Source organism: Prosthecodimorpha staleyi, assembly GCF_018729455.1.
Taxonomy (GTDB): Bacteria; Pseudomonadota; Alphaproteobacteria; order Rhizobiales; family Ancalomicrobiaceae; genus Prosthecodimorpha; species Prosthecodimorpha staleyi.
In genome coordinates this window covers 566,510-591,561 of record NZ_JAHHZF010000001.1, presented here as the reverse complement: position 1 = coordinate 591,561, position 25,052 = coordinate 566,510, and the positions used below count along the sequence as shown (strand labels likewise).

28 protein-coding genes are annotated in these 25,052 nt (G+C 69.5%); 10 read left to right on the top strand and 18 right to left on the bottom strand.

Going from position 1 to position 25,052, the window contains the following annotated elements; translation table 11 throughout:
• The first annotated feature begins 83 nt into the window (after positions 1-83).
• The gene (locus KL771_RS02580) at positions 84-422 is read left to right on the top strand and encodes a type II toxin-antitoxin system TacA family antitoxin (protein WP_390866515.1); all 339 of its coding nucleotides are present in this window, start codon (positions 84-86) and stop codon (positions 420-422) included.
• Complete coding sequence (locus KL771_RS02575) at positions 410-940, top strand: GNAT family N-acetyltransferase (protein WP_261966989.1); 531 nt, start codon at positions 410-412, stop codon at positions 938-940. Before KL771_RS02580 ends, KL771_RS02575 begins: the two co-directional genes overlap by 13 nt.
• A 16-nt stretch (positions 941-956) precedes the next feature.
• Here KL771_RS02575 and KL771_RS02570 read toward each other — a convergent pair whose 3' ends face one another.
• From KL771_RS02570 to KL771_RS02545, 6 genes are all read right to left on the bottom strand, one after another.
• A complete protein-coding gene (locus KL771_RS02570; protein ID WP_261966988.1) occupies positions 957-1,583 on the bottom strand; it encodes a MarC family protein in 627 nt (208 codons plus the stop codon).
• 3 nt (positions 1,584-1,586) lie between these two features.
• Entirely contained in the window at positions 1,587-2,711 is a 1,125-nt protein-coding gene (locus KL771_RS02565; RefSeq protein WP_261966987.1) for a caspase family protein, read from the bottom strand.
• A 68-nt stretch (positions 2,712-2,779) separates the two neighbouring features.
• Positions 2,780-3,598: a hypothetical protein gene (locus tag KL771_RS02560; protein ID WP_261966986.1), complete on the bottom strand. Its 819-nt coding sequence runs from the start codon at positions 3,596-3,598 to the stop codon at positions 2,780-2,782.
• Positions 3,595-4,644 carry a glycosyltransferase family 4 protein gene (locus tag KL771_RS02555; protein WP_261966985.1) on the bottom strand — a complete coding sequence of 350 codons (1,050 nt, stop codon included), beginning with the start codon at positions 4,642-4,644 and terminating at the stop codon, positions 3,595-3,597. Before KL771_RS02555 ends, KL771_RS02560 begins: the two co-directional genes overlap by 4 nt.
• The gene (locus KL771_RS02550; protein ID WP_261966984.1) at positions 4,637-5,041 is read right to left on the bottom strand and encodes a 6-pyruvoyl trahydropterin synthase family protein; all 405 of its coding nucleotides are present in this window, start codon (positions 5,039-5,041) and stop codon (positions 4,637-4,639) included. The genes KL771_RS02555 and KL771_RS02550 overlap by 8 nt, the downstream gene beginning before the upstream one ends.
• Positions 5,042-5,083: 42 nt before the next feature.
• On the bottom strand, positions 5,084-6,106 hold the full coding sequence (locus KL771_RS02545; RefSeq protein ID WP_261966983.1) for a zinc-dependent alcohol dehydrogenase: 1,023 nt from the start codon (positions 6,104-6,106) through the stop codon (positions 5,084-5,086).
• A 92-nt stretch (positions 6,107-6,198) separates the two neighbouring features.
• On the opposite strand from KL771_RS02545, the gene mdoH reads away from it, so the two are divergent.
• From mdoH to KL771_RS02515, 6 genes are all read left to right on the top strand, one after another.
• Positions 6,199-8,106 (top strand): glucans biosynthesis glucosyltransferase MdoH, encoded by a 1,908-nt coding sequence (gene mdoH, locus KL771_RS02540; RefSeq protein ID WP_315901468.1) that lies wholly within the window; start codon positions 6,199-6,201, stop codon positions 8,104-8,106.
• A complete protein-coding gene (locus KL771_RS02535) occupies positions 8,103-8,885 on the top strand; it encodes an FkbM family methyltransferase (RefSeq protein ID WP_261966982.1) in 783 nt (260 codons plus the stop codon). The genes mdoH and KL771_RS02535 overlap by 4 nt, the downstream gene beginning before the upstream one ends.
• Before the next feature lie 8 nt (positions 8,886-8,893).
• Positions 8,894-9,895, top strand: coding sequence for a hypothetical protein (locus tag KL771_RS02530; RefSeq protein WP_261966981.1), 1,002 nt, complete (start codon positions 8,894-8,896; stop codon positions 9,893-9,895).
• A 92-nt stretch (positions 9,896-9,987) separates the two neighbouring features.
• Positions 9,988-10,278, top strand: coding sequence for a helix-turn-helix domain-containing protein (locus tag KL771_RS02525; protein WP_261966980.1), 291 nt, complete (start codon positions 9,988-9,990; stop codon positions 10,276-10,278).
• A 73-nt stretch (positions 10,279-10,351) separates the two neighbouring features.
• On the top strand, positions 10,352-10,597 hold the full coding sequence (locus tag KL771_RS02520) for a hypothetical protein (protein ID WP_261966979.1): 246 nt from the start codon (positions 10,352-10,354) through the stop codon (positions 10,595-10,597).
• 134 nt (positions 10,598-10,731) lie between these two features.
• The gene (locus KL771_RS02515; protein ID WP_261966978.1) at positions 10,732-11,064 is read left to right on the top strand and encodes a hypothetical protein; all 333 of its coding nucleotides are present in this window, start codon (positions 10,732-10,734) and stop codon (positions 11,062-11,064) included.
• Between the two features lie 27 nt (positions 11,065-11,091).
• Here the strand turns inward: KL771_RS02515 and trpC are convergent, their stop codons facing one another.
• The 12 genes from trpC to KL771_RS02455 all read right to left on the bottom strand — a co-directional run bounded on the left by trpC (position 11,092) and on the right by KL771_RS02455 (position 22,032).
• Positions 11,092-11,883, bottom strand: coding sequence for an indole-3-glycerol phosphate synthase TrpC (trpC, locus tag KL771_RS02510; protein WP_261966977.1), 792 nt, complete (start codon positions 11,881-11,883; stop codon positions 11,092-11,094).
• A 7-nt stretch (positions 11,884-11,890) separates the two neighbouring features.
• Complete coding sequence (gene trpD / locus KL771_RS02505) at positions 11,891-12,904, bottom strand: anthranilate phosphoribosyltransferase (protein ID WP_261966976.1); 1,014 nt, start codon at positions 12,902-12,904, stop codon at positions 11,891-11,893.
• A 55-nt stretch (positions 12,905-12,959) separates the two neighbouring features.
• On the bottom strand, positions 12,960-13,568 hold the full coding sequence (locus KL771_RS02500) for an anthranilate synthase component II (protein WP_261966975.1): 609 nt from the start codon (positions 13,566-13,568) through the stop codon (positions 12,960-12,962).
• Between the two features lie 78 nt (positions 13,569-13,646).
• On the bottom strand, positions 13,647-14,939 hold the full coding sequence (locus KL771_RS02495; protein WP_261966974.1) for an amidohydrolase family protein: 1,293 nt from the start codon (positions 14,937-14,939) through the stop codon (positions 13,647-13,649).
• A 109-nt stretch (positions 14,940-15,048) separates the two neighbouring features.
• Positions 15,049-15,990, bottom strand: a complete 942-nt coding sequence (locus KL771_RS02490; protein ID WP_261966973.1) for an ABC transporter permease — start codon at positions 15,988-15,990, stop codon at positions 15,049-15,051.
• A gap of 6 nt (positions 15,991-15,996) precedes the next feature.
• Positions 15,997-17,061: an ABC transporter permease gene (locus tag KL771_RS02485; protein WP_261966972.1), complete on the bottom strand. Its 1,065-nt coding sequence runs from the start codon at positions 17,059-17,061 to the stop codon at positions 15,997-15,999.
• Entirely contained in the window at positions 17,058-18,605 is a 1,548-nt protein-coding gene (locus KL771_RS02480; protein ID WP_261966971.1) for an ABC transporter ATP-binding protein, read from the bottom strand. Before KL771_RS02480 ends, KL771_RS02485 begins: the two co-directional genes overlap by 4 nt.
• A 109-nt stretch (positions 18,606-18,714) precedes the next feature.
• The gene (locus tag KL771_RS02475; protein ID WP_261966970.1) at positions 18,715-19,725 is read right to left on the bottom strand and encodes a BMP family protein; all 1,011 of its coding nucleotides are present in this window, start codon (positions 19,723-19,725) and stop codon (positions 18,715-18,717) included.
• 340 nt (positions 19,726-20,065) lie between these two features.
• Positions 20,066-20,527, bottom strand: coding sequence for a type III secretion system chaperone (locus tag KL771_RS02470; protein WP_261966969.1), 462 nt, complete (start codon positions 20,525-20,527; stop codon positions 20,066-20,068).
• A gap of 15 nt (positions 20,528-20,542) precedes the next feature.
• Positions 20,543-20,722: a hypothetical protein gene (locus tag KL771_RS02465; protein ID WP_261966968.1), complete on the bottom strand. Its 180-nt coding sequence runs from the start codon at positions 20,720-20,722 to the stop codon at positions 20,543-20,545.
• Position 20,723: 1 nt separating this feature from the next.
• Positions 20,724-21,608 carry an ADP-ribosyltransferase gene (locus KL771_RS02460; RefSeq protein WP_261966967.1) on the bottom strand — a complete coding sequence of 295 codons (885 nt, stop codon included), beginning with the start codon at positions 21,606-21,608 and terminating at the stop codon, positions 20,724-20,726.
• A gap of 16 nt (positions 21,609-21,624) precedes the next feature.
• Complete coding sequence (locus tag KL771_RS02455; RefSeq protein ID WP_261966966.1) at positions 21,625-22,032, bottom strand: type III secretion system chaperone; 408 nt, start codon at positions 22,030-22,032, stop codon at positions 21,625-21,627.
• Positions 22,033-22,412: 380 nt separating this feature from the next.
• On the opposite strand from KL771_RS02455, the gene tig reads away from it, so the two are divergent.
• Complete coding sequence (gene tig / locus KL771_RS02450) at positions 22,413-23,753, top strand: trigger factor (RefSeq protein ID WP_261966965.1); 1,341 nt, start codon at positions 22,413-22,415, stop codon at positions 23,751-23,753.
• Positions 23,754-24,055: 302 nt separating this feature from the next.
• Positions 24,056-24,688, top strand: a complete 633-nt coding sequence (locus KL771_RS02445; RefSeq protein WP_054361424.1) for an ATP-dependent Clp protease proteolytic subunit — start codon at positions 24,056-24,058, stop codon at positions 24,686-24,688.
• Positions 24,689-25,052 lie beyond the last annotated feature (364 nt).

Genomic DNA, 25,052 nt, shown 5'->3' with positions numbered 1-25,052 from the left:
GACGGGCGGATTGCCATACAGTGCTTCGTCGACGGCGGATCGGTCGTATTGACATTGTGGATACGCCCACCCATTCTCGGGGCATGGCAAAGCAACTCTCATCGTCCGACGAAATGGAGCCTGCGGAGGTCGCCGTCGCGGCGCGGGGTGCCGGGGGCGACGCCAAGGGCAGCATCAATCTGCGCATCGGTGCCGAAACCCGCCAGCTGATCGACGACGCGGCCGCCGTCTTGGGCAAGACGCGCACGGAATTCATGATCGACAGTGCACGCCGCCAGGCGATCGATGTCCTGCTCGATCAGCGTCTGTTCGCCCTGGACTCCGACCGTTTCGATGCCTTCATGCGGGCGCTCGACAGCGCCCCCGAGCCCGGGCCGAAGCTGCGCGCGCTGATGCGTCGCGTCCCGGCATGGCGGTCCTGACGGACAGGTCCGGGCGCCCGGACGGCTCCCTGTCGGCGCCGGTTCCACTGACCGCGGCGCACGACCTGTCCGGCTTCGATTGCGGCGAACCGGCGTTGAACGAATGGCTGCGCCAGCGGGCCTTGAAGAATGAAAGCCGCTTTTCCCGCACCTATGTGGTCTGTGTCGGCGATCGGGTCGTGGCCTACTATTGCATCGCGGCCGGGGCGGTCGACCGGGCCGTCGCGCCCGGCCGGTTGCGGCGCAATGCCCCCGATTCGGTGCCCGTCTCGGTGATCGGACGGCTGGCCGTCAGCCGCGAGCATGCCGGCCGCGGGTTGGGCACCGACCTCGTGGCGGATGCGCTGCGGCGCATCGCGCATGCCTCGCAGAGCATCGGCATCGGCGCGGTCCTGGTCCAGGCCAAGGACGAAGCCGCCCGTCGCTTCTATCTGCGCTGCGCCGAGTTCATCGAATATCCGGCCGAGAGCCGGACCTTGTTCCTGCCGATCGAGACGGTGGTGACGGCCTTCGGTTGATCGCCGGGGCCTTGCCTCACGGCAGCCGGGCGATGGCCTTGATGCCGTCGGCGACGAACTGAACGGCGAGCGCGGCGAGGACCAGACCGAGCAGGCGTTCGACCACGACGCGGCCGGTCTCGCCGAGCAGGCGGTTCAACTGGTCGGCGGCCATGAAGACGGCGAGGCAGGACCCGACCACCACCACGATGATGCCCAGGAACAGCGCCAGTGCGACGGGGCCGGGGGCCTGCGAGGCGGCCAGGATGGTCGCCGAGATGGCGCCCGGACCGGCGACCAGCGGGATGGCGATCGGGAACACGGCGAGATGGCGGATCTCGTCCTCCGACAGGGGCCGGGCGACCTGCTCGGACTTGCGCTCGCTGCGCTTGGCGAAAACCATCTCGAAGGCGATGTAGAACAAAAGGAGCCCGCCGGCGATGCGGAAGGCCGGCACGGTGATGCCGAGCAGCGCCAGGACCGGCCCGCCGATCGCGGCGAAGACCAACAGCGTGACGGTCGCGATGATCGTCGACCGGATCGCCACGGCACGCCGGTCGGCCGGCTGCAGCCGGGCGGTCAGGGCCATGAAGATCGGCGCCAGACCGGGCGGGTCGACGGTCACGAACAGCGTCACGAAGGCATTGAGCAGATAGTCGGGCATCGGCTATTCCGGGCTCACAACGGTGACGTCCGACCATTGCATCGGATTTTGATATGACCATTGCGTCACACCGCCGGCAATCGGAATTCGATAAAGCATTGGCGAGCCGCGGCTGCTCTTCCGACTGCGGTCGATCAGATAGATCCAGGTGGAATCCACGAAAAGTTCTTCGAACCGAAAATTGCGACCAGGCGCATAGGGAGGCTGCTCGACCCAGCCGGATCCTTCCTTCTGGAACCATCCCGTTGGCGAGCGGTAGCGCCGGGCCGGTTTACGTGGAGCGGGCGTCGCCGGTGCCAGACTGGCCGTGGCGGGGCCGGACGAGCCGGCGCTAGGCGTCGATTCGGATCCCGTGGCCGCCCGCGACAAGGCGATGGCCTCACCGCCGATCGAGCCGGTCTTGAAGGGCCTCTGTGCGCCGCCGGTCGCCGTCATGACGTCGTCGCGCACCTTTCGCAGCGCCATCTCCACATCGAGACCGGGCGTGGCGAGATGCTGTGCGAGGGCGATGGCGAAGGGACTGGCGCCGCGGGTGCCGTCCTGGGCGGTTTCGCCCTCGGCGGTGGCGAAACCCACCAGGGTGTCGCTCGCAGTCGGTTCGAATCGACCCAGGCCTCGCGTCAGCGAGCGCGAGGCTGAGCGGCGCGCCATCGTGGCGAGGAACGGATTGTCCCGGCACGCATCGAGAAGAACCAGCTTCAGGCGCCTGACACCGTCGAGGCTGCGCAGAACGCGGTCAAGCGATACGGTCTCGTCTTCGATGTCCCGGTCGGTAGCCAGACGTGCATCGGTCGGGACCAGATAGTTCTGCCCCTGGGCCGACAGCCCATGACCGGAATAGTAGAGCACGGCGATGTCAGCGTTCTGCGCCGCATCCTCGAACTGACGCAGGGTCCGCTTTATCGCCGTCAGATCCAGATCCTTGGCGACGCTGACATTGTCGAATCCGGCGTCGGCGAGCGTCCTGCGCAGCAATTCCACATCGTGGTGCGGATTTGTCAGCGCCGGCGCCGACCGGTAGGCGGCATTCCCGATCAGCAGGGCGATGCGCCGGTCGGCCATCGCGGCCGTGGCGAAGACGAATGTCGCCGCCAGTGCAACCACGGTCGAAAAAAGACAGCGCGGCATGCCAGTCCCCACCGGTCAACTGCGGGAACCGTAGACTGCGGGGCCGCCGCGCTCAAGGCCGCAACATCTCAGTCCGGCAGCGCGAGGATATCCAGGTGGCCGACCTCGAAGCGGGCAGTGCCGGCGGCGATCTCGGCGTGGCGGCGGCGCGACCAGCGGGCGAGTTCGGCCGGATCGACGAGGCCGGTCTCGGCGGCGGCTGCGGTCCAGCCGTCGAGCAGGCGGATGGCGAATTCCGGTTCGTCGGCGCCGACGGACCAGTCGGAGCGACCGGCCTCGACGCGGAAGCCGCGCTGGCGCAGCACATGCAGGGCGGTGTCGGGCGCGCGCGGGCCGCAGGCCGGACCGAAGCCCTTGTCGCGGCCCATATGGGCGTTGAAGGCGTCGAAGACGGCCCGGTCGAGCGGGTCGGGCGGCTCGCAGGCGAGGCGGCCGTCCACCGTCAGGGCAGCGTAAAGGGGGATGCCGCGGGCGGCGGCGGTGGCGGCGAGCCGTTCCAGGAAACCGCGCGAGACGAGATCGAAGAAGGCCGAGGTGGCGATCAGCCCGCAGCCGTCGAGAAGCGCGGTCGGCACGCCGGCGGAGAGGTCGGCCCGGCAGGTCTCCAGAGCGATCGCCCGTCCGTCGCGGTCGGTCAGGCCTGCGAGCGCGGTGCGGGCGCGGGCGAGATGGCCCTCGTCGTGATCGACCAGACGCCAGCGTTGCGGGCCGGGCAGCAGGCCGGCGATGGCGCGCGCGGTCGAGCCGGTGCCGCAGCCGAGATCGACCACCGTCAGGCCGTCGGCGTCCTTGAAGCGGCTGGCCAGGCGGGCGGCGATGACGCCGTTGCGGGCGCGGCGGTCGGCCGGCTCGCGCAGGTCCAGCCAATCGGTCTCGAACTGGTTCATGTCGGCCGTCCGATCACGCGCGCCACGGCCAGCGCCGTCTCGCGCCAGGTGGGAAGGAGGCGGGCCGCCGCCTGCGCCGCGGCCGAACGGGCCCGGCGGGCGTCGGGGTCGGCGAGGAGGCCGCGCAGGGCGGCGGCAAGGGCCGGGCGATCGCCGGCCGGGACCAGCACGGCGGCCTGCCGCACTGCCTCGGCCATCACCGCCTCGCCGGTTCCGACCACCGGAAGGCCATGGGCCAGCGCCTCCGTATAGGCCATGCCCCAGCCTTCGTAGCGGGAAGCCAGCACGAAGAGATCGGCGGCGCGGTAGCGGGCGGCGACCGCCTCGGCGGGAATCGCGCCGGTCAGGCGGATGCGATCGGCAAGGCCGGAGGCCTCGATCCTCTGTGCCAGGGTGGCGGCATGGCCGCGATCGAGCGTGGCCGAACCGACGATGTCGAGCCGCCAGTCGAGATCGGCGAGGCCGGCCAGCGCGGCGATCAGGTCGTCATGGCCCTTGCGCGGGATCAGCGAGCCGACCGCGAGCAGCCGCACCGGTCCGTCGTCCGAAGGGATGGCCGGCGGCGCCGGGTCGGTGCCGGGAGGGGCCAGCGTGATGCGGCCGGGCGCGACGCCGTACTCGGCGGCGAGGCTGCGGGCCGTGCCGGGACCGGTGGCGACGACGGCGTCGGCATGGGCCAATGCGGCGCGCTCGCTCGCCGCCAGCCGGGCGGCGGTCTCTGCCGAATGCCCGGTCTCGTGGGCGAGCGGATGGTGCACCAGCGCGACCAGCCGCCCCCGCCGGGCGACCGCGGCGGCGGCCTCGGGCAGCACGCCGAGCGCGAGCCCGTCGACCAGCACGGTCTCGCCCGCCGGCACCTCTGCCAGCAGCCGGCCGGCCTCGGCGATGGCCGCGGCATCGGGGAAGGGGAACCCCTCCGGCAGGCGCAAAGGCGTGACGCGCAGGCCAAGTTCGGTCAGTTCGAGCGCGATGCGCCGGCCGTAGCCGTAGCCCCCGGTCGGCAGGCCGGGATCGCCCGGGACCGCGAAGGTGAAGCCGTCAGCCACCGAGCGCCGCCTCGTACCAGGCGCGGGCGACATGGCTCTCGTGCAGGGTCACGCGCAGTTTCGCGATCGCCCGGGCGTCCGCGCCGAGGTCGCCGCGCGCGATTGCGGCCGCCATGGCGTCGAAGATGTGCCGGGCCAGCACCTCGGTGGTGGTGTTGCGGCCGGCGAATTCGGGCAGGTCGTCGAGATTGCGGTAGGTCAGCGGGCCGAGCACCGCCTTCAGCGCCTCGTGGGCGAGGCCGATGTCGACCACGATGCCGTTCTCGTCCAGTTCTGGGCGGAAGAAGGCGAGATCGACCACGAAGGTCGCCCCGTGCAGGGCCTGGGCCGGGCCGAACACGGCGCCCCGGAACGAATGGGCGATCATGATGTGATCGCGGACTTCGACGGCAAACATGGCGGGCTCCGGGGTCGGGCGCGAGGGCTGGGAAAGACGGATCTACGGGCGGGCCGGGTATCGGATCAGCGGACAGGGCGCCGTGCCGGGGGCGGTCAGGATGGCCGGCAGGCGCGCCGGCACCTCGTCGAAGGGTATCGGGTCGCCGAGGAGGACGTCGAGCCTGTCGTCGGCGAGGAGATCGAGCGCCTTGGCCAGACGGCGGCGATAGTCCCAGCGGCTGCGCCGGCCGGGCGCGACGCGGCCGACCTGGCTGGAGACGAGCTTCAGCCTCTGGGCGTGGAAGCCGCCGCCGAGGCAGACCGAGACCTCCGCGGTGCCGTACCAGCTCATCTCGACCACGGTCGCCTCGTCGCCGGCGAGCGACAGGGCGGTGGCGAGGCCGGCGGAGCGGGCGGAGGCGTGGAAGACGATGTCCGCACCGCCCGGCGCCGCCTCCGGCAGGGCGAAGCCGACGCCGAGCGCGGCGGCGATGGTCGCGCGGGTGGGATCGATATCGACCAGCGTCACCTCCGCGCCCGGCAGCCGGCCGGCGAGCGCGGCGGTCAGCGCGCCGACCGCACCGGCGCCGACCACCACGATCCGGTCGCCGGGGCCGGCGCCGCCGTCCCACAATGCGTTGAGGGCGGTCTCCATGTTGGCGGCCAGCACGGCGCGCGCCGGCGGCACGGCGGCCGGCACGACGGTGACGGCACCGACGGGCACGCGGAACAGGTCCTGGTGCGGGTGCAGGCAGAAGACCGTGTGGCCGACGAGGTCGTCGGGGCCATCCTCGACCCGCCCGACGGCCGCATAGCCGTATTTGACCGGAAAGCAGAAATCGCCGGCCTGGAACGGGGCGCGCATGCGCTGATGCTCGCCGGGGGGCACGCGGCCGGCGAAGACGAGGCTTTCGGTGCCGCGGCTGATGCCGGAATAGAGCATGCGCACCTGCACCGTGGCCGGATCGGCCGCGGCGAGGGGCTCGGCCCGGATCGCCGCCCGGCCGATCTCCTCGAACCACAAGGCACGGCCCAGTGCGGGGCAACTGACGGATTCGTGACCGTCACACGGCGATTTCGGCATCTGTCTCCCCGGATCCGCCGCATCCGACGGGCATCCACTCGCGTAACCTTGCCGTCTCCGCTAAGGTTCGTCCATTCTCGATCCGTCTACGCGTGGCGGTGGGATCGGATCGCCGGTGCCCCGGAGACCGGCCACATGCGGGACGAGGGATCCGCAGCCGGCCAGACCTGTCACCCATCCCCATCCAGGCGATCCGACCGATGAGCCTCAGCACCGACGCCGGCCAATTCGATGCCGACGCCAGCCGTAGCACCAACCCGGCCGGAGGGCGCCGGTTTCTTTTCGGGCTCCTGGTTTTCGCCTCCTGGCTCGCCATGATGGCACTCGCCATCGCGGCGCTCGCGCCCGGCGGCTACGGTGCGCTCGACATCGCGATCCTTGTGCTGGTCGGCTTCTACCTGCCCTGGTCGCTTCTAAATTTCTGGAACGCCCTGATCGGCTTCGTGATCATGCGGCTCGCCCGTGATCCCCTGGCGCTGACCTGCCCGCCGGCCGCGACCGTCTCGCACGACCAGCCGATCACCGCCGACACCGCGATCCTGATGTGCATCCGCAACGAGGACAGCGAGCGGGTGTTCCGCAACATCGCGCTGATGCTCGACGATCTGGTCAGGGCCGGCGCCGGCGCGCATTTCGCGCTGCATGTCCTGTCCGACACCAACCGCGCCGATGTCGCCCGCGCCGAGGAGGCGGCCTTCGCAGGCCTGCGGGTCCGCTTCGAGGGCCGCGTCAAGGCGCTCGACTATCGCCGCCGCGCCACCAATCCAGGTTTCAAGGCCGGCAACATCCGCGAATTCTGCGAGCGCCGGGGCCACGAGACCGAATTCGCGCTGGTGCTCGATGCCGACAGTTTCATGGCCGCCGACCGCATCCTGCGCATGGTGCGCATCGCCCAATCCGACCCGAAGCTCGGCATCCTGCAGAGCCTGACCGTCGGCCTGCCCTCGGCGAGCCCGCTGGCGCGTCTGTTCCAGTTCGGCATGCGGCTCGGCATGCGCTCCTACACGCTCGGCAGCGCCTGGTGGCATGCCGATTGCGGACCCTATTGGGGCCACAACGCGCTGATCCGGCTCGCGCCCTTCACCCGCCATTGCCACCTGCCGGCACTGCCTGGCCAGGGACCGCTCGGCGGCGACATCATGAGCCACGACCAGGTCGAGGCGGTGCTGATGCGACGCGCCGGCTATGACGTGCGCGTGGTGCCGGAGGAGGGCGGCTCCTACGAGGAGAATCCGCCCACCCTGATCGAGTTCATCCGCCGCGACATGCGCTGGTGCCTCGGCAACACGCAGTATCTGAAACTCGTCGGCCTGCCGGGCATCCGGCCGACCAGCCGGTTCCAGCTGGTCGTCGCTGTGGTCATGTTCGCCGCCTCGCCGGCCTTCATCGCGATGTGGCTTCTGGCCTTGCTTGCGGCCCATGTCGCGGCTCCGGGCGAGGCCTGGCTCGCGGCCGGCCCCGCGCTCGGCCTGGTCGCGCTCCTGTTCGTGACCATGTTCGCGCCGAAGATCATGTCCGCGCTCGACGTGCTCGCCCGGCCGGCCGCGCGCGCCGGCTTTGGTGGCACGGCGGCCTTTCTCGGCGGGCTCCTGACCGAGACGGTGTTCTCCCTCCTGCTGACGCCGATCTCCGCGCTCAGCCACACGATGATGCTTGTTGCGGTTGCCTGCGGCCGCACGGTCGGCTGGACCGCGCAGGTCCGCGACGCCCACGCGGTGCCGTGGCGCGAGGCCGCCGCCCGCTTCTGGCCCCATACCCTGCTCGGCGCCGTCGCGGGGTTGGGCCTGTGGACGCTGTCGCCTTGGGCCTTTCTGTTCGCCACGCCGCTGTTCCTGGGCCTGCTCCTGGCCATCCCGCTGACGGTCCTGACTTCCAGCCCGGCCTTCGGGCGCTTCATGGTCCGAACCGGCTGGTGCCGGATCCCCGAGGAGGTGGCGACGCCGGCCGAACTCGACGGCTTGCAGCTGCCGGCGCTCGCCATCGCCAAGGCCAAGCCATGAGCGGGGGCGAAGCGCTTGGCCCGGGCGGCGCCGACGCCGAGGCCGGGGTGCGCCGGTCGCTCGACATCTACTATGGCGACCCGGCGCGCGACGCGGCGATGGATCGGCTGCATGCCCGCTTCGTGCGCCCCGGAGACCTCGCCTTCGACATCGGCGCCCATGTCGGCGACCGCATCGCCTCGCTGCGCCGCCTCGGCTGCCGGGTTGTCGCGGTCGAGCCGCAGCCGGCCCTGGTCGCCACGCTGACGCGGCTCTACGGCGCCGCCGCCGCGGTCGCGATCGAGCCGGTCGCGCTCGGATCGGCGGAGGGCCACGTCGACCTGCATGTCAATCTCGCCAATCCGACCATCTCGACGGCCTCGGCCGAGTTCATCGCCGCCGCCGCAGCGGCGCCCGGCTGGGAGGGGCAGGTCTGGTCGGAGCGGATCGCGGTGCCGCTGACCACGCTCGACCGGCTGATCACCCGCCACGGCGCGCCGGCCTTCGTGAAGATCGACGTGGAGGGCTTCGAGGCCGAGGTGCTGGCCGGCCTGTCCCGGCCGGTGCCGGCGATCTCGTTCGAGTTCACCACGATCCAGCGGCCCGTCGCCCATCGGGCTCTCGACCGGCTCGCCGCGCTCGGCTACGACGGCTTCGAGGCCTGCCTCGGCGAGAGCCAGCGTTTCGTCCACGACGCCTGGATCCCGCTCGACGCGTTGCGCGCCTGGCTCGACGCCCTGCCGGTCGAGGCCAATTCCGGCGATATCTACGCGATCCTGCCCGGTTCGCACCTGAGATGAGGATGTTGATGCAAAGCTTTGTCGCCACGCACTTCCGCAAAGGTTTCGGTGCCACGCTGTCCGCCGTTCTGATGGCGCCGGCGATGTTGCTGCCGGCGGTCCTCGGACCGGTCGCGGCGCGCGCCGAGACGGTCACGGTCGATGTGGCGAACAAGTCCTACGCGACCAAATGCGCGGAGGAGGACAACATCTACTACACGCTCGGCGGCGCCAAGGTCGACGGCTTCACGGTGATCGCGCGCAGCCCGGTCTATCTCGACACGGTGATGCGCGATTCGACCGCGCCGGACTTCACCGACTGCTCCTTCGGCCCGGGCCCCGATCCGGCGCCGGTGAAGCCCTACATTCCGCCGACGGCGATCCTCTACGAGGACGACCAGTATATGGTGAAGGGCGTCGTCTATCCGGACTTCTGGCGCCCGACCGTGGTGCCGGTCAAGGTCGGCAAGCTGACGCAGAATTTCCTACATCTGGTCCAGGTCTGGAAGAAGACCGTCGCCGGCCCCTACGAGGTGCTGGTCATGTATCCGCAGGACGGCTACTGGCGCCTGCGGCCGCTGCCGCCCTTCCGCATGCACGAGGTCGCCTACGGCTCGTCCTTCCTGGTCGGCCCGGTCGAGGAATCGACCCGACCCTTCGTCGCCTACAAGGCGATCGAGTTCGACCCGAAGACGCTGACCTTCACGCTCGATTTCGCCAAGGGCGGCAAGGGCACGGTGCGGCTGGCCGATCTCGACATCGGCCACGCCGCGGTCGCGGTCAAGCTCGACCCGCCTTCCGACGGCGCGCTGCCCTTCTCGGCACTGCGCTCGATGTATGTGCGCCCCGGCAATGCCGATACCGCAGAGGCCCAGTGGCGCGCCGCGCCGGGGGCTCCGGTGCAGGTCCAGTCGGTGATCGAGTTCAAGTCCGGCAAGGCCGCCGAGATCGTCTTCGGCCGCTCGACGCCCTCGACCCACAACACCTCCGCCCCCGATGTCGGCTTCACGGGGTTCACGGCCGGGCGGTAAGGGGTATCATCGTTTTTGTTTGATGCGTCGGTCCAGCATGCGTGTTTGAACCAAAGGCGTCCCACGGCCGCCCTCCCTTGAGGGAGATCGCAATGAGCAAGTTCGGCGAGACCCTGGTCGAGGCGGCCCGTGAGGCGCTGGCGGTTGCGGAAGGACGCGCCGAGCCGGCCAGGATCGTCACCGTCGAAGATATCGATGTGAAGGCCATCCGGTTGCGCCTGAAAATGTCCCAGGACGCCTTCGCGGCCGAATTTGGTCTGTCCCCCGCCACGGTGCGCGATTGGGAGCAGGGTCGGCGCAAGCCGGACGGGCCGGCGCGGACGCTGTTGCGGGTCATCGCCAGCGAACCCGATGCCGTCCGCCGGGCTGCCCGCGCCTCATGATCGCCGGGGTGGCAATTGCCAACCTCGGGTGGCCGGGCTAGGCTCCGTTGCGTCACCCGAAGGAGCCGAACCCATGCGCCTGATCCTTGCTGCGCTTCTCGCCCTCGCGGTCCTGCCGGCGGTGCCGGCCGCCGCGGCGGGGTCCTGTTCCGGGTTCCAGTCCATGTGCGCGGCGCGCTGCAAGCAGCGCGCGCCGACCGACCTCAACTGCGTCCAAGACCATTGCACGCCCAAGCTGCAGGAATGTCGGGCGACCGGCTGCTGGCAGGAGGGCAAGCTCTATGGTGGCGCGAAGACCTGCAACCTGAAGAAGACCTGATCCCGTTGGGCAGCGGTTTCCGCATGCCCGACCCGGGTCACGGCGGCCGTCTCGCCGGCTGATCGCGGCTTCGTGTCTTCCGGGCCGACCCGGGCCGCGATAGCGTCTTACCCTGCGGTAACGGGGGATGCGGGATGCAGCGGATCGGGCTCATTCTCTCAGGCGCGGGCGCGGCGCTGCTGCTTGGCGCCGGGCTGGCGCAGGCGGATGCCATCGACGGCAAATGGTGCCGCAAGGATGGCCGGCGCATGGAGATCGATGGCACCCGGATCATCACGCCCGGCGGGGCCGACATGACCGGCGACTACAGCCGTCACGCCTTCCGGTATCTGGTGCCCGAGAAGGAGGAGCACGGCGGCACGCGCCGGTTCCTGCGCCTGCGCGGCGAAAACTGGGTTTATGCCTATCCGGCCGACCAGCCGGGCGCCGATCCGGAAATCTGGGAACGCTGCACGCCGGTCAGCTGATTTAGACCTGGCTCCCGGCCGCTCGCCTCAGCGTGCGAGCAGGGTCCGCGTCGCCGCCGTGACATCGTCCTGGCGCATCAGGCTTTCGCCGATCAGGAAGGTGCCGATGCCGACGTGGTCCAGGCGGGCGAGATCGGCGGGCGTGAAGAGGCCGCTTTCGCCGACCACCAGCCGGTCGGACGGGACCAAGGGCGCCAGCCGCTCGGAGGTGGTCAGCGACGTCTCGAAGGTCTTCAGGTTGCGGTTGTTGATGCCGACCATCGGGCTCGTCAGCTTGAGCGCCCGTTCGAGTTCGGCCTCGTCATGGACCTCGATCAGCACGTCCATGCCGAGCGCGAAGGCCGCGTCCTCGAGCGCCGCCGCTGCATCGTCGTCCAGCGAGGCCATGATGATCAGGATGCAGTCGGCGCCCCAGGCACGCGCCTCGGTGACCTGGTAGGGCTCGAACAGGAAATCCTTGCGCAGCGCCGGCAGGCCGGAGGCGTCGCGGGCGGCGGCGAGATAGTCGGGCCGGCCCTGGAAGGAGGGCGCGTCCGTCAGCACGCTGAGGCAGGCGGCGCCGCCGTCGCGATAGGCGCGGGCGAGCGCGGGCGGATCGAAGTCCGGCCGGATCAGGCCCTTGGACGGGCTCGCCTTCTTGATCTCGGCGATGAGCGCGTAGCGGCCCGCCGCCCGCTCGGCGCGCAGTGCTGCGAGGAAGCCGCGCGGCGGCTCCACATCGGCGATGCGCGCCTTGAGCTCGGCCTCCGGCACCGCGGCCTTGGCGGCGGCGATCTCCTCGCGCTTGTAGGCTTCGATGCGCTTCAGGATGTCGGTCATGGTCGGGTCAGCCGTTCGAGACGCGGATCAGCGCTTCGAGCCGGGCGCGGGCGCCGCCCTCGTCGATGGCGCGGGCGGCGCGCTCGACGCCGTCCTTCAGCCCGTCCGCCTTGCCGGCGACCACCAGGGCCGCGCCGGCATTCATCAGCACGATGTCGCGATAGGCACCCTTGCGGCCGTCCAGCACGGCGCGCAGCGCCTCGGCGTTCTGGATGCCGTCGCCGCCACGCAGATCCGCCGGGTCCGACCGGTCGAGCCCGACATCCTCGGGCGAGACCTCGAAGGTCGCGACCCGGCCGTCGCGCCATTCGGCGATGGTGGTCGGGCCGGTCACGGTGATCTCGTCGAGCCCGTCGGAGCCGTTCACCACCCAGGCGCGCGCGGCGCCGAGATTGCCGAGCACGCGGGCGATCGGCTCGACCCAGGAGCGCGCGAAGACGCCGGTCATCTGCCGCTTCACGCCGGCCGGGTTGGAGAGCGGGCCGAGCAGGTTGAACATGGTGCGCGTGCCGAGTTCGACCCGCGCCGGGCCGACATGCTTCATCGCCGAGTGGTGCGCCGGCGCGAACATGAAACCGAGGCCGGCGACGCGGATGCATTCGGCGATCCGCTCCGGTCCGATGTCGATCTTGACGCCGAGCGCGGTCAGCACGTCGGCGGCGCCGGATTTCGACGACAGCGCACGGTTGCCGTGCTTGGCGACCGGCACCCCGCAGGCGGCGGCCACGAAGGCCGAACAGGTCGAGACATTGTAGCTGCCCGAGCCGTCGCCGCCGGTGCCGACGATGTCGATCGCATCCGCCGGGGCGGCGACGCGCAGCATCTTGTCGCGCATGGTCTCGACCGCGCCGGTGATCTCGTCGACGGTCTCGCCGCGCACCCGGAGCGCCATCAGGAAGCCGCCGATCTGGGCCGGGGTCGCCTCGCCGGACATCATCACGTCGAAGGCGGTGCGCGCCTCCTCCCGGCTCAGCGTGGCGCCCGTGGCGGCCTTGCCGATCAGCGCTTTCAGGTCGGTCATGGGGTGCTCGGTTGGTTCGTCTGTCGTTTGGGGCGGAGCGGCGGGCGCGGCCGGGTCAGGCGGCGGCCGGCCGGGCGCGGTGCGTCCGGTTGAAGTCGTGCGCCAGGTCGAGGAAGTTCTTCAGGATGCGGTGGCCGTTCTCCGAGGCGATCGACTCGGGGTGGAACTGCACGCCGTGGACCGGATGCTCGCGATGCATCAGGCCCATCACCAGACCGTCGTCGGAATGCGCGACCGGAACCAGCGCCTCCGGCATGGTGGCGCGCTCGACCACCAGGGAATGGTAGCGGGTCCCGGTGAAATCGGCGTTGAGGCCCCGGAACACGCCGCGGCCGTCATGACGGATGGTCGAGGTCTTGCCGTGCATCAGATGCGGCGCGCGAATGACGTTGCCGCCATAGGCCTGGCCGATCGCCTGATGGCCGAGGCAGACGCCCATGATCGGCATCCGCCCGTCGAAGCCCGTGATCAGGTCGAGGCAGATGCCGGCCTCGTTGGGCGTGCAGGGGCCGGGCGAGAGGATCACCCCCTCCGGGTCCATCGCCGCCACCTCGTCGACCGTGATCTTGTCGTTGCGCACGACCTTGAGCGTGGCGCCGAGCTCGCCAAGATAGTGGACGAGGTTCCAGGTGAAGCTGTCGTAATTGTCGATGACCAGGAACATGCGCCGACGACCCCGTTTCGCGGACGCACAGGTTTAGAGACATCCGTCCGGTTTGTCATCCGAGCGGCGCGGGATCGCTCACCCGGCCTTCGGGGCGTAGGCGGCCGGGTCGACGGCGGCGGGGCGGCCGGGGAGCGAGAGGCCGGCGATGCGGGCCGGGGTCTCGGCGATCACGCGGCCGCGGCGAACGACGAACAGGCGGTTCGCGCGCAGCCGGATTGCCTCGATTGGATCCTTCGCCTGCAGAACCACCAGGTCGCCATGACTGCCCGGTGCGAGGCCGTAGCCGTCGAGATGCATGATCCTGGCCGGATTGGCGGTGACCGCGTCGAAGCACCAGCGCATCGCCTCGCGCGAGGTCATCTGCGCCACATGCAGCCCCATATGGGCGACATCGAGCATGTCGGCGCCGCCGAGGCTGTACCAGGGGTCCATGGTGCAGTCCTGGCCGAAGCCGATCTCGATGCCGAATGCGCGCATCTCCGGCACCCGGGTCATGCCGCGGCGCTTCGGATAGGTGTCGTGCCGGCCCTGCAGGGTGATGTTGATGAGCGGGTTCGGGATCGCGGCGAGGCCGGCCTCGGCGATCAGCGGCAGGAGTTTTGAGACGTAGTAGTTGTCCATCGAATGCATCGAGGTCAGGTGCGAGCCGGCAACGCGACCGTTGAGGCCGAGCCGCTGTGTCTCGTACGCGAGCGCCTCGATGTGGCGGGAGAGCGGGTCGTCGGTCTCGTCGCAATGGATGTCGACGAGCAAACCGCGCCGCTCGGCGATCTCACACAGCGCCTTCAGCGAGGCGGCGCCGTCCGCCATGGTGCGCTCGAAATGCGGGATGCCGCCGACCACGTCGACGCCCAGGTCGAGCGCCCGGTCCAGATTGGCGGCGGCGGTCGGCGAACGGAAGTAACCGTCCTGCGGGAAGGCGACCAGCTGCAGGTCGAGATAGGGCGCGACGGTCTTCTTGACGTGCAGCAGCGCCTCGACGGCGAGGAGGCGGTCGTCGCAGATATCGACATGGGTGCGCACCGCCAGGAGCCCCTGGGCGACGGCGAGATCGCAATAGCGCAGCGCCCGCTCGACCACCGCCTCGAAGGTCAGGAGCGGCTTTAGTTCGCCCCACAGCGCGATGCCCTCGAGCAGCGTGCCGGAGACGTTCATGCGCGGCAGGCCCAGCGACAGGGTTGCGTCCATATGGAAATGGCAGTCGACGAAGGGCGGCGCGACCAGATGTCCGCCGGCATCGATCACCCGGCCGGCCTCGGCGGCGATTCCGGGCTCGATCGCGGCGATGCGGCCATCCGCGATGGCGATGTCCTGGCCGGTGCGGCCGTCGGGCAGGGTGGCGTTGCGGACGAGGAGATCGAGGCTCATGGGGCGGGTCCGGTGCGGGTCGGCGTGAGGCGGCGGGCGGGGCAGGGCGGTCCGGCGTCGGGGCGATCCCGGCTGAGGCGGGCGGAGGCGCGCGATCGCCGGCGCGCCATCATCGCTGGCCCTTGATGTAGGGCACCATCAGGGCCTTGGGGTAGCTCGCCTTGCGCGACCAGACCACCAGGGCGACGATGGACAGGAGATAGGGGATCATCAGGAAGACCTGGCCGGGCACGGCACCGCCGACCACCTGCTGCAGGCGGACCTGGAAGGCATCGAAGGCACCGAACAGGATCGCGCCGAGCAGGGCCTTGCCGGGACGCCAGGAGGCGAACACGGTCAAGGCGATGCAGATCCAGCCGCGGCCGGCGACCATCTCGAAGAAAAAGGCGTTGAAGGCCGACATGGTCAGGAAGGCGCCGCCGAGCGCCATCACGGCCGAGCCGGCGACGACCGCGCCCATCCGCAACCGGTGCACGTCGAGCCCCTGCGCCTCGACGGCGGCCGGGTTCTCGCCGACCGCGCGTACGGCGAGGCCGAGCGGCGTGCGGGCCAGGAACCAGGCGGTCAGCGCGACCAGCGCGATGGCGAGGAGCGTCAGCGCCGTCTGCTGGAACAGGATCGGCCCGATCACCGGCAGGTCGGAGAGGCCCGGAATGTTCAAGGGTTCGAAGGGCTGGATGCGCGGCGGCGTGTTGGCGTTCGGCAGCACGACCCGGTAGGTGAAGTAGCTGGCGCTGGTCGCCAGCATGGTCACGCCGAGGCCGCTGACATGCTGGCTGAGGCCGAGCTTGACGGTCAGCACGGCCAGCACGAGCCCGCACAGCGCCCCCATCGCCATGGCGGCGGCGACCCCGCCCCAGAGCGATCCGCCGAGATGGACCGTGATCCAGCCGGTCATGGCGCCGACCGTCATGATGCCTTCGATGCCGAGATTGAGCACGCCGGCCCGCTCGCACAGCAGCGCGCCGGTGACGCCGAAGATCAGCGGCGTGGCGATGCGCAGCGCCGCGACCCAGAACGAGACAGTGAGCAGGATGTCGAAGATTTCCATGGCGCCTCAGCCCCCCGGCCGGCCGAAACGGATGCGCCAGCGCGTGACCACGCCGGAGACGAGCACCGAGATCAGGGCGAGCGCCACGATCAGGTTGGCGATGTAGCTCGACACGTTGATGCCGCGGCTCATCGAATCGGCGCCGACGAAGACCGCGGCCACGAAGAAGGCCGCCAGCACCACGCCAAGCGGCGACAGCCCGGCCAGCATGGCGACGACGATGCCGGCATAGCCGTAGCCCGGCGACAGGTTGTTGGTCAGGTAGCCCTTCAGGCCGGCGACCTCGCCGACCCCGGCAAGGCCCGCCAGCGCCCCTGACAGGGCGCCGACCAGCAGCATGGTGCCGGTCACGCTCATGCCGGCGAAGCGGGCGGCGGCCGGGTTGGCGCCGACCGCGCGGATGCGGAAGCCCGGCACCGTATGGGCCAGGAAGACATGCACGCCGAGCGCGGCCAGAAGCGCGACGATCAGCCCGGCATGGACGCGCGTCTTCTCGATCAGCTTCGGCAGGGCGGCCGAATCGATGATCGGCTCGGATTGCGGCCAGCCGAGGCTCATCGGATCCTTCATCGGCCCCTCGATCATGATCTGCACGAACAGGATCACGATGAAGTTGAGGAGCAGCGTGGTGACCACCTCGTCGGCGCCGAGCTTCACCTTCATCAGCGTCGGCCCGAGCATCAGGAGCGCGCCCGCGACCGCACCGGCGATCAGCACGGCGGCGATCATCAGCGCCGGCGGCCCGTCGAAGCGGCCGGAGCCGACCGCCACGGCCGCGACCGCACCGAGATAGAGCTGGCCCTCCGCGCCGATATTGTAGAGCCGCGCCCGGAAGGCGATCGCGGCGGCGAGGCCCGTCAGAATCAGCGGCGTGGCGCGCGAGACGACCTCGGTCAGGGCGAAGCGCGAGCCGAGCGCGCCCTCGAACATGACCTGATAGGCCTTCAGGAGCGGCGCGCCGGCCGCCATGATCGGGATGGCGGCGAGCGCCAGGGCGACCAGGGCGGCGACGACCGGCGCCAGCAGGGCAAGCAGGCGCGGGGTCTCGCCGCGCGGTTCGAGCCGGATCATGCCGCCACCTCTGCCGGATCGTGTCCGGCCATCATCAGGCCGAGGGTCTTCAGGTCGAGCCCGGCCGAGGGCAGGGCGGCGGTCAGGCGCGAGCGGAACATCACGGCGATGCGGTCGGACAGTTCGAACAATTCGTCGAGATCCTCGGAGATGAGCAGCACCGCGGCGCCGCGCATGCGGGCGGCGAGCAGGCGGCGGTGCACCTCGGCAACGGCCCCGACATCGAGCCCGCGCGTCGGCTGGTTGGCGATGATCAGCTTCGGCGCGCCGTCGAGCGCGCGCGCCAGGATCGCCTTCTGCATGTTGCCGCCGGACAGGAGCCGGATCGGCGCGTCGGGCCCCGGGCATTTGATCTCGTAGCCGCGGATCGCCGCCTCGGCGGCCTGGCGCATGGCACCGAAGCGGAGGAAGCCGCCGGTCTGGAAGCGCTCGGTGCCGATCGTCTCGAGCGCGACATTCTCGGCGATCGACATGGAGCCGACCACGCCCTCGCTGTGCCGGTCCTCCGGGATGCGGCCGATGCCGGCGGCCACGAAGGCGCCGGGGTCGAATTCGGTCAACGCGTGGTCGAGCAGCGTCATCGTGCCGGCGCTCGGCGCGACCAGGCCGCAAACGAGGCTCGCCAGCGCGGTCTGGCCGTTGCCGGAGACGCCCGCGATGCCGACCACCTCGCCCTCGCGCAGGTCGAGCGAGACCGAGGCCAGCCGGGTGCGCACGTCGTGACCGGCGACCGAGACGGCGTCGAGCTTCAGCACGGTGCGGCCGGGCTCGCGCGGCTCGCGCCGGGAGGCGGCGATCGGGCGGCCGACCATCAGTTCGGCGAGCGTCGCGCGATCGGCGCCGGCCGTCTCGCGTTCGGCCACCTTGCGGCCGCCGCGCAGGACCGCGACGCGGTCGCTGGCCGAGACCACCTCGTTGAGCTTGTGGGAGATGAAGACCACCGACAGGCCCTGCGCGGCCAAGGCGCGCAGCGTCGCGAACAGGCCGTCGCTTTCCTGCGGGGTCAGCACGGCGGTCGGTTCGTCGAGCACCAGGATGCGGGCATCGCGGTAGAGCGCCTTCAGGATCTCGATGCGCTGGCGCTCGCCGACCGCCAGCCGCGCCACGGTCGCGTCCAGGTCGACGGCGAGGCCGGAGCGGGCCATCAGGTCTTCGAGCTTGGTCCGGGCGGCCCGCGTCGAGCGATGCAGCGCGAACAGCGGCTCGGTGCCGAGCGTGATGTTGTCGAGGACGGTCAGGTTCTCGGCCAGCGTGAAATGCTGGTGCACCATGCCGATGCCGGCGGCGAGCGCGGCATGCGGGCTGCCCGGCGGCAGCGGCTGCAGCCCGCCATGGGCGTCGGCGACCAGGACCTCGCCCGTGTCGGCCAGATAGTGGCCGAACAGGATGTTCATCAGCGTGGTCTTGCCGGCGCCGTTTTCGCCGAGCAGCGCCAGGATCTCGCCCTTGCGCATGACCAGGTCGACCGCGTCGTTGGCGACCAGCGGCCCGAATCGCTTGGTGATGTTGCGCAGTTCCAGAACGATCGGGCGGGTTTCGGTCATGGGGGCTCGTCGCGCCGGACGCAGTGATGGGCGGCGCACGGGATCGCGCGCCGCCGGGAGCCGGGATGGGGGGGCCGGCACGCCTGTCGGCGGCGCCGGCCTCCGGGCGTCAGCTCGACTTCGGCTCGGCGTCGTTGATCTTCACCGTGTAGGTGCCGGCGCGGATGTCCTTCTCCTTGGCCAGCACCATGTCGATCACGTCCTGCGGCACCAGCTTCGGGTCCATCTTGGCGATCGAGCAGCCGCCATGGACCATGTGGCTGTAGAGGCCGTAATTCTCGCCCTTCCAGGAGCCGTCGATGACCTTGGCGATGGCGCGGTCGAGGGTCGGCTCCATGTGCCAGAGCGCCGAGGCGATGACGGTGCCGGGATACTGGGCGGCGGTGTCGATCACGTTGCCGATCGCCTTGACGCCCTTCTCCTTGGCAGCGTCCGAGACGCCGAAGCGCTCGGCATACATCACGTCCGCGCCCTTCTCGATCATGGCGAAGGCGGTCTCCTTCGCCTTGGGCGGATCGTACCAGGAATTGATGAAGGAAACCAGGAACTTGACGTTCGGGTTGACGGACTTCGCACCTTCCATGAAGGCCTGCATCAGGCGGTTCACCTCCGGAATCGCGTAGCCGCCGACCATGCCGATCAGGTTCGACTTGGTCGCCTTGCCGGCGACGATGCCGGTCAGGTAGGAGGCGTCCTGGATGTAGTTGTCGAACACCGACAGGTTCGGCGCCTGCTCGGAGAAGGACGAGCCCATCAGGAAGGCGGTGGTCTTGTAGTCGGTCGCGATCTTGCGCGCGGCGCGCTCCAGCCCGAAGGCCTCGCCGATGACCAGATCCTTCTTGGCCTCGGCATATTCGCGGATGACGCGCTCGGCGTCGGTATCGGCGACATTCTCCGAATAGACGTAGGTGATGTCGCCGCGCGCGACCGCCGCCTTCAGGGCGATGTGCAGGCGGGAAATCCACTGCTGCTCGATCGGCACCGAGGTCACCATGGCGACCGAGATCGGCTTGGCCTTGGCGGCGAGCGCCGGGCTGCCGAGGGCGGCGCTGAGAAGGGTCGCGCCCGTGCCGGCAAGGACCGCGCGGCGGCTGGCGGTGAGATCGAGAAAGTCGGTCATGTGGCTCCCCATCCGCCCGGGTCCGGACCTGTCCCTCGGCCGGGCGGATGAATTTGGCCATATGGTCAAGATTTGCGCAAGGCCATGGCGTGGGCACGATTGCCATGTGTATCGGCGGCGCCTGCCCAATCCTTCGGCGCTGTGCCGAGCCGCTGCGCAAGGTCCGGGCGATGAGGCCGCCGGGCTCGGCGGCAGGCCGAGCCGTGCCGGCACGCCCGCCATCGTCGGTGGATCGGGCTCTCGACGCGGTGGCGGCTGGCCTCTCGCGAACGAGGCGCCGGCCACCCCGGTCCGCACGCTGCGGCATCCCGCCGCAAGACGCACCGCCGTGCCGACAGTGTCAGGCGCGGAAGGTCAGGTAGTCCGACGGGACGTCGGCCGACAGGCCGGCGCCGGCATCGGTGGCTGCGGCGCGGACATAGCCGGCGGCGACCCTGTCGAAATCGGCCAGGAATTCCTCGATCGCCTTGGCGAACTGCCAATAGGCGAGGCCGGCCAGGAAGATGTCGCGCACCAGCACGACCGCCTTGGTGTTCGGGTCGATCGCGAGCCGGGTGCGTCGGGCTGCGAGGGGGCCGTTGGCCTTCAAGGCCGCCCAGGGGTCGGCGAGCCGGCCGCCGGCATCCACGTCCACGATCGCCATCAGGTAGAAGCTGTCATTGGCCGGGCTGTAGGCGATCGAGGTCTGGGTCTCGCGGATCTTCATCGGGATCAGGCCGTCGCGGTCGAAATCGAGCGATTTCAGGCCGTGATCGCGGGCAAGTTCCTGGAGCAGGGCCGAGGCCCGGGTGCTGAGCTGCATGGTCGGTGCCTCCGGTCAGGACTTCGGTTTGTCGTCGCGCGGGCGCGGCTCGGCATCCGCGGAGGTCATCTTGTCGATGAAGTCCTGGGTGAAGGGATTGCGCGTCTCCTTGCGGGCGCGGGCTTCGTATTCGGCGTCGATCGCCTCGGCCTTGGCGATTTCCTCGGGGGTGACGGTACCCTTGATGACTTTCATGTCAGACCTCCTGCAGCGTCAGCGTGGTCTTCTTGGATTCGAGCTTGGTCGGCATGCCCATGATGGCATAGGGGTCGGGCTCCGGCTCGGCCCGCTTCAGGACCTTGAATTTCGTGCCCGGCGGGAAGAGGATCTCGTTCTCGTCCTGCTTGTTCGAGAAGGCCTGCACGTCCTTGCCGCCCGACCCTTCCTTGACGGCGATCCGCATCAGGAATTCGCCGCCGAGGAAGTCCATGGCGCCGGTCGTGATGGTGCTGGTCGAGCTGTAGCCGCCGGGCTCGACGGTATTGCCGGCCTGGTAGTCGTCGGCGATATGCTTGGGCAGGTCGGTCAGGCGGGTCAGCGACGGGCCTTCGTAGCTCGGCAGCTTGGCCATGCCGCTGACGATCTCCTTGTTCAGGGCGCGCACGTCGTCGGTCATCTCGCCGGAGCGGAGCTGATTGTTGATCGGCGTATAGTCGCCGGTCGTGTACATGAAGATGCCGACCGCCTCGCCGAGCGTCAGGCCATGCTCCTTCATCAGGCTGACGCATTCCGGCCGCGACAGGATGGTCTTCATGCCGGTCTCGAGGTTTTCCTTCTTGATGCCGCTGTCGCCGTTCATGACGGCCTGATACATCTCGCTGGCGCGGAAATCCTTCTTGGCCTGATTGATCTCCTTCTTGCTCGTTGTCGGTGAGAAGGACACCTCGGCGCCGCCATTGTCGTGCTTCGGCTGGGTCGCGGTCTTCTGTCCGAGCGAGGCGAAGGTATCGCGGATCCGGCCGAACAGAGCGGAGAAGAAGCGCGTGAAGGCGTTGCCCTTCACCTCCGGCTGATTCTGCTGGGCGTCGACGCCGAAATTGGCGTGGGTTCCCTTCGGGGCATTGACGTTCAGGTGGGTCATGGTCTCGTCTCCCCGTTCAGGCGGCGCGGGCCAGTTTCTTGTCGATGGTGCGGGACATTTCGAGCGCGGCCTTGCCTTGGGCGCCGGCCAGATTGCCGAGCGCCTCCGGTTCCACGGCGGCCAGCGGCAGCACGTTGACGAGTTCCAGGCCGATCCCATCCGCCGGCCAGGCCAGGATGGCGCCGGCAGTGACCGCATTTGGGAAGTTGAACTCGAACAGCGAGGACACCAGCGCTGTCGGCAGCGAGGGCGAGGAGGCGTTGACCGGCGTGCGGATGGTGACGGTTCCGGCATCCGCATCGAAGCCGATATTCACCAGCTGCCGGCCTTCGACGACAATGCCGTAGAAGCCATCGTCCGGCTCGTCGAGCTCGAAGCCGATCCGCTTCTCCAGGGCTGCGATATACTTGCCGATGTCGGTCATGGCTCCCTCCGTGTTGACCGGACCATGTCACGGCGACCGCGCCATCGACTGTGCCATTTGTCACTGAATTGTCTGAATGTGACCAACGGTCCGGACCGCGCCGGCCGGGCGCACGCCGCAGGCCGCCAGCCTTGCGCCCGGGCCGGCCTCGGCCGCGCAAAGGGTCTTCGCAGTGCACCAAAGGGCTGCAGGACCGGAATCGGCCTCCCGGCCCGACCATCCGGCCGGTTCGCCCCCCGGAAAGGCGGGCCCGCGGCGCTTTTTTGCTTTCCATCGGGCCGCCTTTTCGACTATGAGGGCCGCTCGAAACGAAGCGCCCTCCGGCCATGGCAGCCGCGGGGCGTACGACCGCACTCAAAAAAGCCACAGGAATCCGCCCCATGCAGGTGACCGAGACCCTTTCCGAGGGCCTGAAGCGCGAACTCAAGCTCGTCGTTCCGGCCCACGACCTCTCCAGCCGCCTCGACCAGCGGCTGGTCGAGATGAAGGATCGCGTCCGCATCAACGGCTTCCGTCCCGGCAAGGTGCCGGTGGCGCATCTGCGCCGCCTGGTCGGCCGCCAGGAAATGGCGCAGATCATCGACTCGGTGATCGGCGAGACCATCCGCAAGGTGGTCGAGGACCGTAATGAGCGGCCGGCGCTCAACCCCGAGGTCAAGCTGTCCGAAGAGGTCGAGGCCGAGAAGCTGGTCGACGGCGAGGCCGATCTGATCTTCACCGCCACCTACGAACTGCTGCCGGCCTTCGAGATCCAGGATTTCTCGGCGATCTCCGTCGAGCGACCGGTCGCCGAGGTGGCCGAGACGGAAGTCGACGAGCAGCTCGCGCGCATCGCCGAGGGCAACCGTCCCTTCGTCGACAAGGAGGGCGCTGCCGCGACCGGCGACCGCGTCACCATCGACTTCGTCGGCAAGATCGACGGCGAGCCCTTCGAGGGCGGTTCCGGCGAGGGCGTCGACCTGACGCTCGGCTCGGGCCAGTTCATCCCGGGCTTCGAGGACCAGCTGGTTGGCGCTTCCGCCGGCGACGCGCGCACCGTCGAGGTGTCGTTCCCGGCCGAGTATCCGGCCAAGCATCTGGCCGGCAAGGCCGCCACCTTCGACGTGACCGTCAAGACGGTCTCGGCCCCGGGCGAGCTCGTCGTCGACGACGAGTGGGCGACCAAGCTCGGCCTGGAGAGCCTCGACAAGCTCAAGGAGATCCTGCGCGAGCAGATCCGCTCGCAGTACGATCAGGCCAGCCGCGCCAAGGTCAAGCGCGCGCTGCTCGACCAGCTCGACGGCGTCTACCAGTTCGACCTGCCCGAGAAGCTGGTCGAGGGCGAGTTCGAGCAGATCTGGAAGCAGGTCGTCGACGAGATGACCCAGGCGGGCAAGAGCTTCACCGACGAGAACACCACCGAGGAGGCCGCCAAGGCCGACTACCGCCGGATCGCCGAGCGTCGCGTGCGCCTCGGCCTCGTGCTCTCCGAGGTCGGCGAAAAGAACGAAGTCCAGGTGACCGACGACGAAGTCAGCCGCGCGCTGGTCGAGCGGGCCCGCCAGTTCCCGGGCCAGGAGCGCGAGGTATTCGAGTATTACCGCAAGACGCCGGCGGCCCTCGCCACCCTGCGCGCTCCCCTGTTCGAGGAGAAAGTCGTGGATTTCATCCTCGGCAAGGCCCAGGTCACCGACAAGACCGTCGCCAAGGACGAACTGTTCAAGGAAACCGAAGAGGCTTGAAAAAGCCGTTCGGGATCACGATCTGGACGGATGCCGAGCCCGCCTGACCTGGCGGGCTCGCTGCATTTCCGGGGGGTGGTGACGCATCCGCCGGCGTTCACGTTACCGTCACGACGATGGGGTCCGGCCGAGCGGGCCTCTTTCGCTGGCCGGTTCCTTGCAATATGTATCGACGATCAGGCGACTCTGTCCGCTTTTCGACAGGGTCCGGGGGCGGCATGGGCCGTTCCCGACAGAGTTTGGGCCGGAAGGCCGCAGCCGTCGCCCCGCCGCGGGGAACGTGCCAGGAACAAGGACCTCAGATGCGGGATCCCATCGACACCTATATGAGCTACGTGATTCCCCAGGTCATCGAGACGACCAATCGCGGCGAGCGCTATCAGGATATCTTCTCGCGCCTCCTGAAGGAGCGCATCATCTTCGTTTCGGGTCCGATCGACGACGTGATGGCGACGCTGGTCTGCGCCCAGTTGCTATTCCTCGAAGCCGAGAATCCGAACAAGGAAATCGCCATGTACATCAACTCGCCCGGCGGGTTGGTGACGGCGGGCCTGGCGATCTACGACACCATGCAGTTCATCAAGCCGCAGGTCTCGACGCTGTGCATCGGACAGGCGGCCTCGATGGGCTCGCTGCTGCTCGGCGCCGGCGAGAAGGGCTCGCGCTTCTCGCTGCCCAATTCGCGCATCATGCTGCATCAGCCGTCGGCCGGCTTCCGGGGGCAGGCCTCGGACATCCATTTGCACGCCCAGGAAATTCTGAACCTGAAGCGGCGCCTGAACGAGCTCTATGTGCGCCACACCGGCATGGATCTGGCAACGGTGGAGAGTGCGCTCGAGCGCGACAACTTCATGACGCCCGACAAGGCGAAGGATTTCGGTCTCATCGACGGTGTGATCTCCAGTCGCGCCGCTCTCGAGGCCGCCGCCGCCTGAGCGGTGCGACGAGGCGGGGCCGGGTCGGTCCCGCAAGGACAGGGTTCGCGCCCGGTCCGCGCCCCGCGCGGGCGCTGTGCGGACCGGGACGATGCCACGCTGGCGAACTGCAGCCCGGCGGGCACGGCGGCGAGGGTTTCGGTTGTTCTTAAGACAACCTTGAACTTTCGCTCCCTAGCCTGACGGGATGGCTGCCAGGACTCCGCGCGAATCGGCCGACCGCCTCTCGGCGGCACCGGGACGCACGGATCGGAAGTCGACCGAAGACCCGGTCCCTGCCTGGAACGAGCGTTCCGGCGGGTCCCCCGGCGAGACGGGCAGAGGAGGGGAGGCCACGGACCGGGCGACCGGGACGCGGGCTTCC

Excerpts from the sequence above, each read along its gene's own strand:
- KL771_RS02580 (WP_390866515.1), top strand. The coding sequence starts at position 84 with ATGGCAAAGCAACTCTCATCGTCCGACGAAATGGAGCCTGCGGAGGTC.
- KL771_RS02575 (WP_261966989.1), top strand. The coding sequence starts at position 410 with ATGGCGGTCCTGACGGACAGGTCCGGGCGCCCGGACGGCTCCCTGTCG.
- KL771_RS02570 (WP_261966988.1), bottom strand. The coding sequence starts at position 1,583 with ATGCCCGACTATCTGCTCAATGCCTTCGTGACGCTGTTCGTGACCGTC.
- KL771_RS02565 (WP_261966987.1), bottom strand. The coding sequence starts at position 2,711 with ATGCCGCGCTGTCTTTTTTCGACCGTGGTTGCACTGGCGGCGACATTC.
- KL771_RS02560 (WP_261966986.1), bottom strand. The coding sequence starts at position 3,598 with ATGAACCAGTTCGAGACCGATTGGCTGGACCTGCGCGAGCCGGCCGAC.
- KL771_RS02550 (WP_261966984.1), bottom strand. The coding sequence starts at position 5,041 with ATGTTTGCCGTCGAAGTCCGCGATCACATCATGATCGCCCATTCGTTC.
- KL771_RS02545 (WP_261966983.1), bottom strand. The coding sequence starts at position 6,106 with ATGCCGAAATCGCCGTGTGACGGTCACGAATCCGTCAGTTGCCCCGCA.
- KL771_RS02535 (WP_261966982.1), top strand. The coding sequence starts at position 8,103 with ATGAGCGGGGGCGAAGCGCTTGGCCCGGGCGGCGCCGACGCCGAGGCC.
- KL771_RS02530 (WP_261966981.1), top strand. The coding sequence starts at position 8,894 with ATGCAAAGCTTTGTCGCCACGCACTTCCGCAAAGGTTTCGGTGCCACG.
- KL771_RS02525 (WP_261966980.1), top strand. The coding sequence starts at position 9,988 with ATGAGCAAGTTCGGCGAGACCCTGGTCGAGGCGGCCCGTGAGGCGCTG.
- KL771_RS02520 (WP_261966979.1), top strand. The coding sequence starts at position 10,352 with ATGCGCCTGATCCTTGCTGCGCTTCTCGCCCTCGCGGTCCTGCCGGCG.
- KL771_RS02515 (WP_261966978.1), top strand. The coding sequence starts at position 10,732 with ATGCAGCGGATCGGGCTCATTCTCTCAGGCGCGGGCGCGGCGCTGCTG.
- trpC (WP_261966977.1), bottom strand. The coding sequence starts at position 11,883 with ATGACCGACATCCTGAAGCGCATCGAAGCCTACAAGCGCGAGGAGATC.
- trpD (WP_261966976.1), bottom strand. The coding sequence starts at position 12,904 with ATGACCGACCTGAAAGCGCTGATCGGCAAGGCCGCCACGGGCGCCACG.
- KL771_RS02500 (WP_261966975.1), bottom strand. The coding sequence starts at position 13,568 with ATGTTCCTGGTCATCGACAATTACGACAGCTTCACCTGGAACCTCGTC.
- KL771_RS02495 (WP_261966974.1), bottom strand. The coding sequence starts at position 14,939 with ATGAGCCTCGATCTCCTCGTCCGCAACGCCACCCTGCCCGACGGCCGC.
- KL771_RS02490 (WP_261966973.1), bottom strand. The coding sequence starts at position 15,990 with ATGGAAATCTTCGACATCCTGCTCACTGTCTCGTTCTGGGTCGCGGCG.
- KL771_RS02485 (WP_261966972.1), bottom strand. The coding sequence starts at position 17,061 with ATGATCCGGCTCGAACCGCGCGGCGAGACCCCGCGCCTGCTTGCCCTG.
- KL771_RS02480 (WP_261966971.1), bottom strand. The coding sequence starts at position 18,605 with ATGACCGAAACCCGCCCGATCGTTCTGGAACTGCGCAACATCACCAAG.
- KL771_RS02475 (WP_261966970.1), bottom strand. The coding sequence starts at position 19,725 with ATGACCGACTTTCTCGATCTCACCGCCAGCCGCCGCGCGGTCCTTGCC.
- KL771_RS02470 (WP_261966969.1), bottom strand. The coding sequence starts at position 20,527 with ATGCAGCTCAGCACCCGGGCCTCGGCCCTGCTCCAGGAACTTGCCCGC.
- KL771_RS02465 (WP_261966968.1), bottom strand. The coding sequence starts at position 20,722 with ATGAAAGTCATCAAGGGTACCGTCACCCCCGAGGAAATCGCCAAGGCC.
- KL771_RS02460 (WP_261966967.1), bottom strand. The coding sequence starts at position 21,608 with ATGACCCACCTGAACGTCAATGCCCCGAAGGGAACCCACGCCAATTTC.
- KL771_RS02455 (WP_261966966.1), bottom strand. The coding sequence starts at position 22,032 with ATGACCGACATCGGCAAGTATATCGCAGCCCTGGAGAAGCGGATCGGC.
- tig (WP_261966965.1), top strand. The coding sequence starts at position 22,413 with ATGCAGGTGACCGAGACCCTTTCCGAGGGCCTGAAGCGCGAACTCAAG.
- KL771_RS02445 (WP_054361424.1), top strand. The coding sequence starts at position 24,056 with ATGCGGGATCCCATCGACACCTATATGAGCTACGTGATTCCCCAGGTC.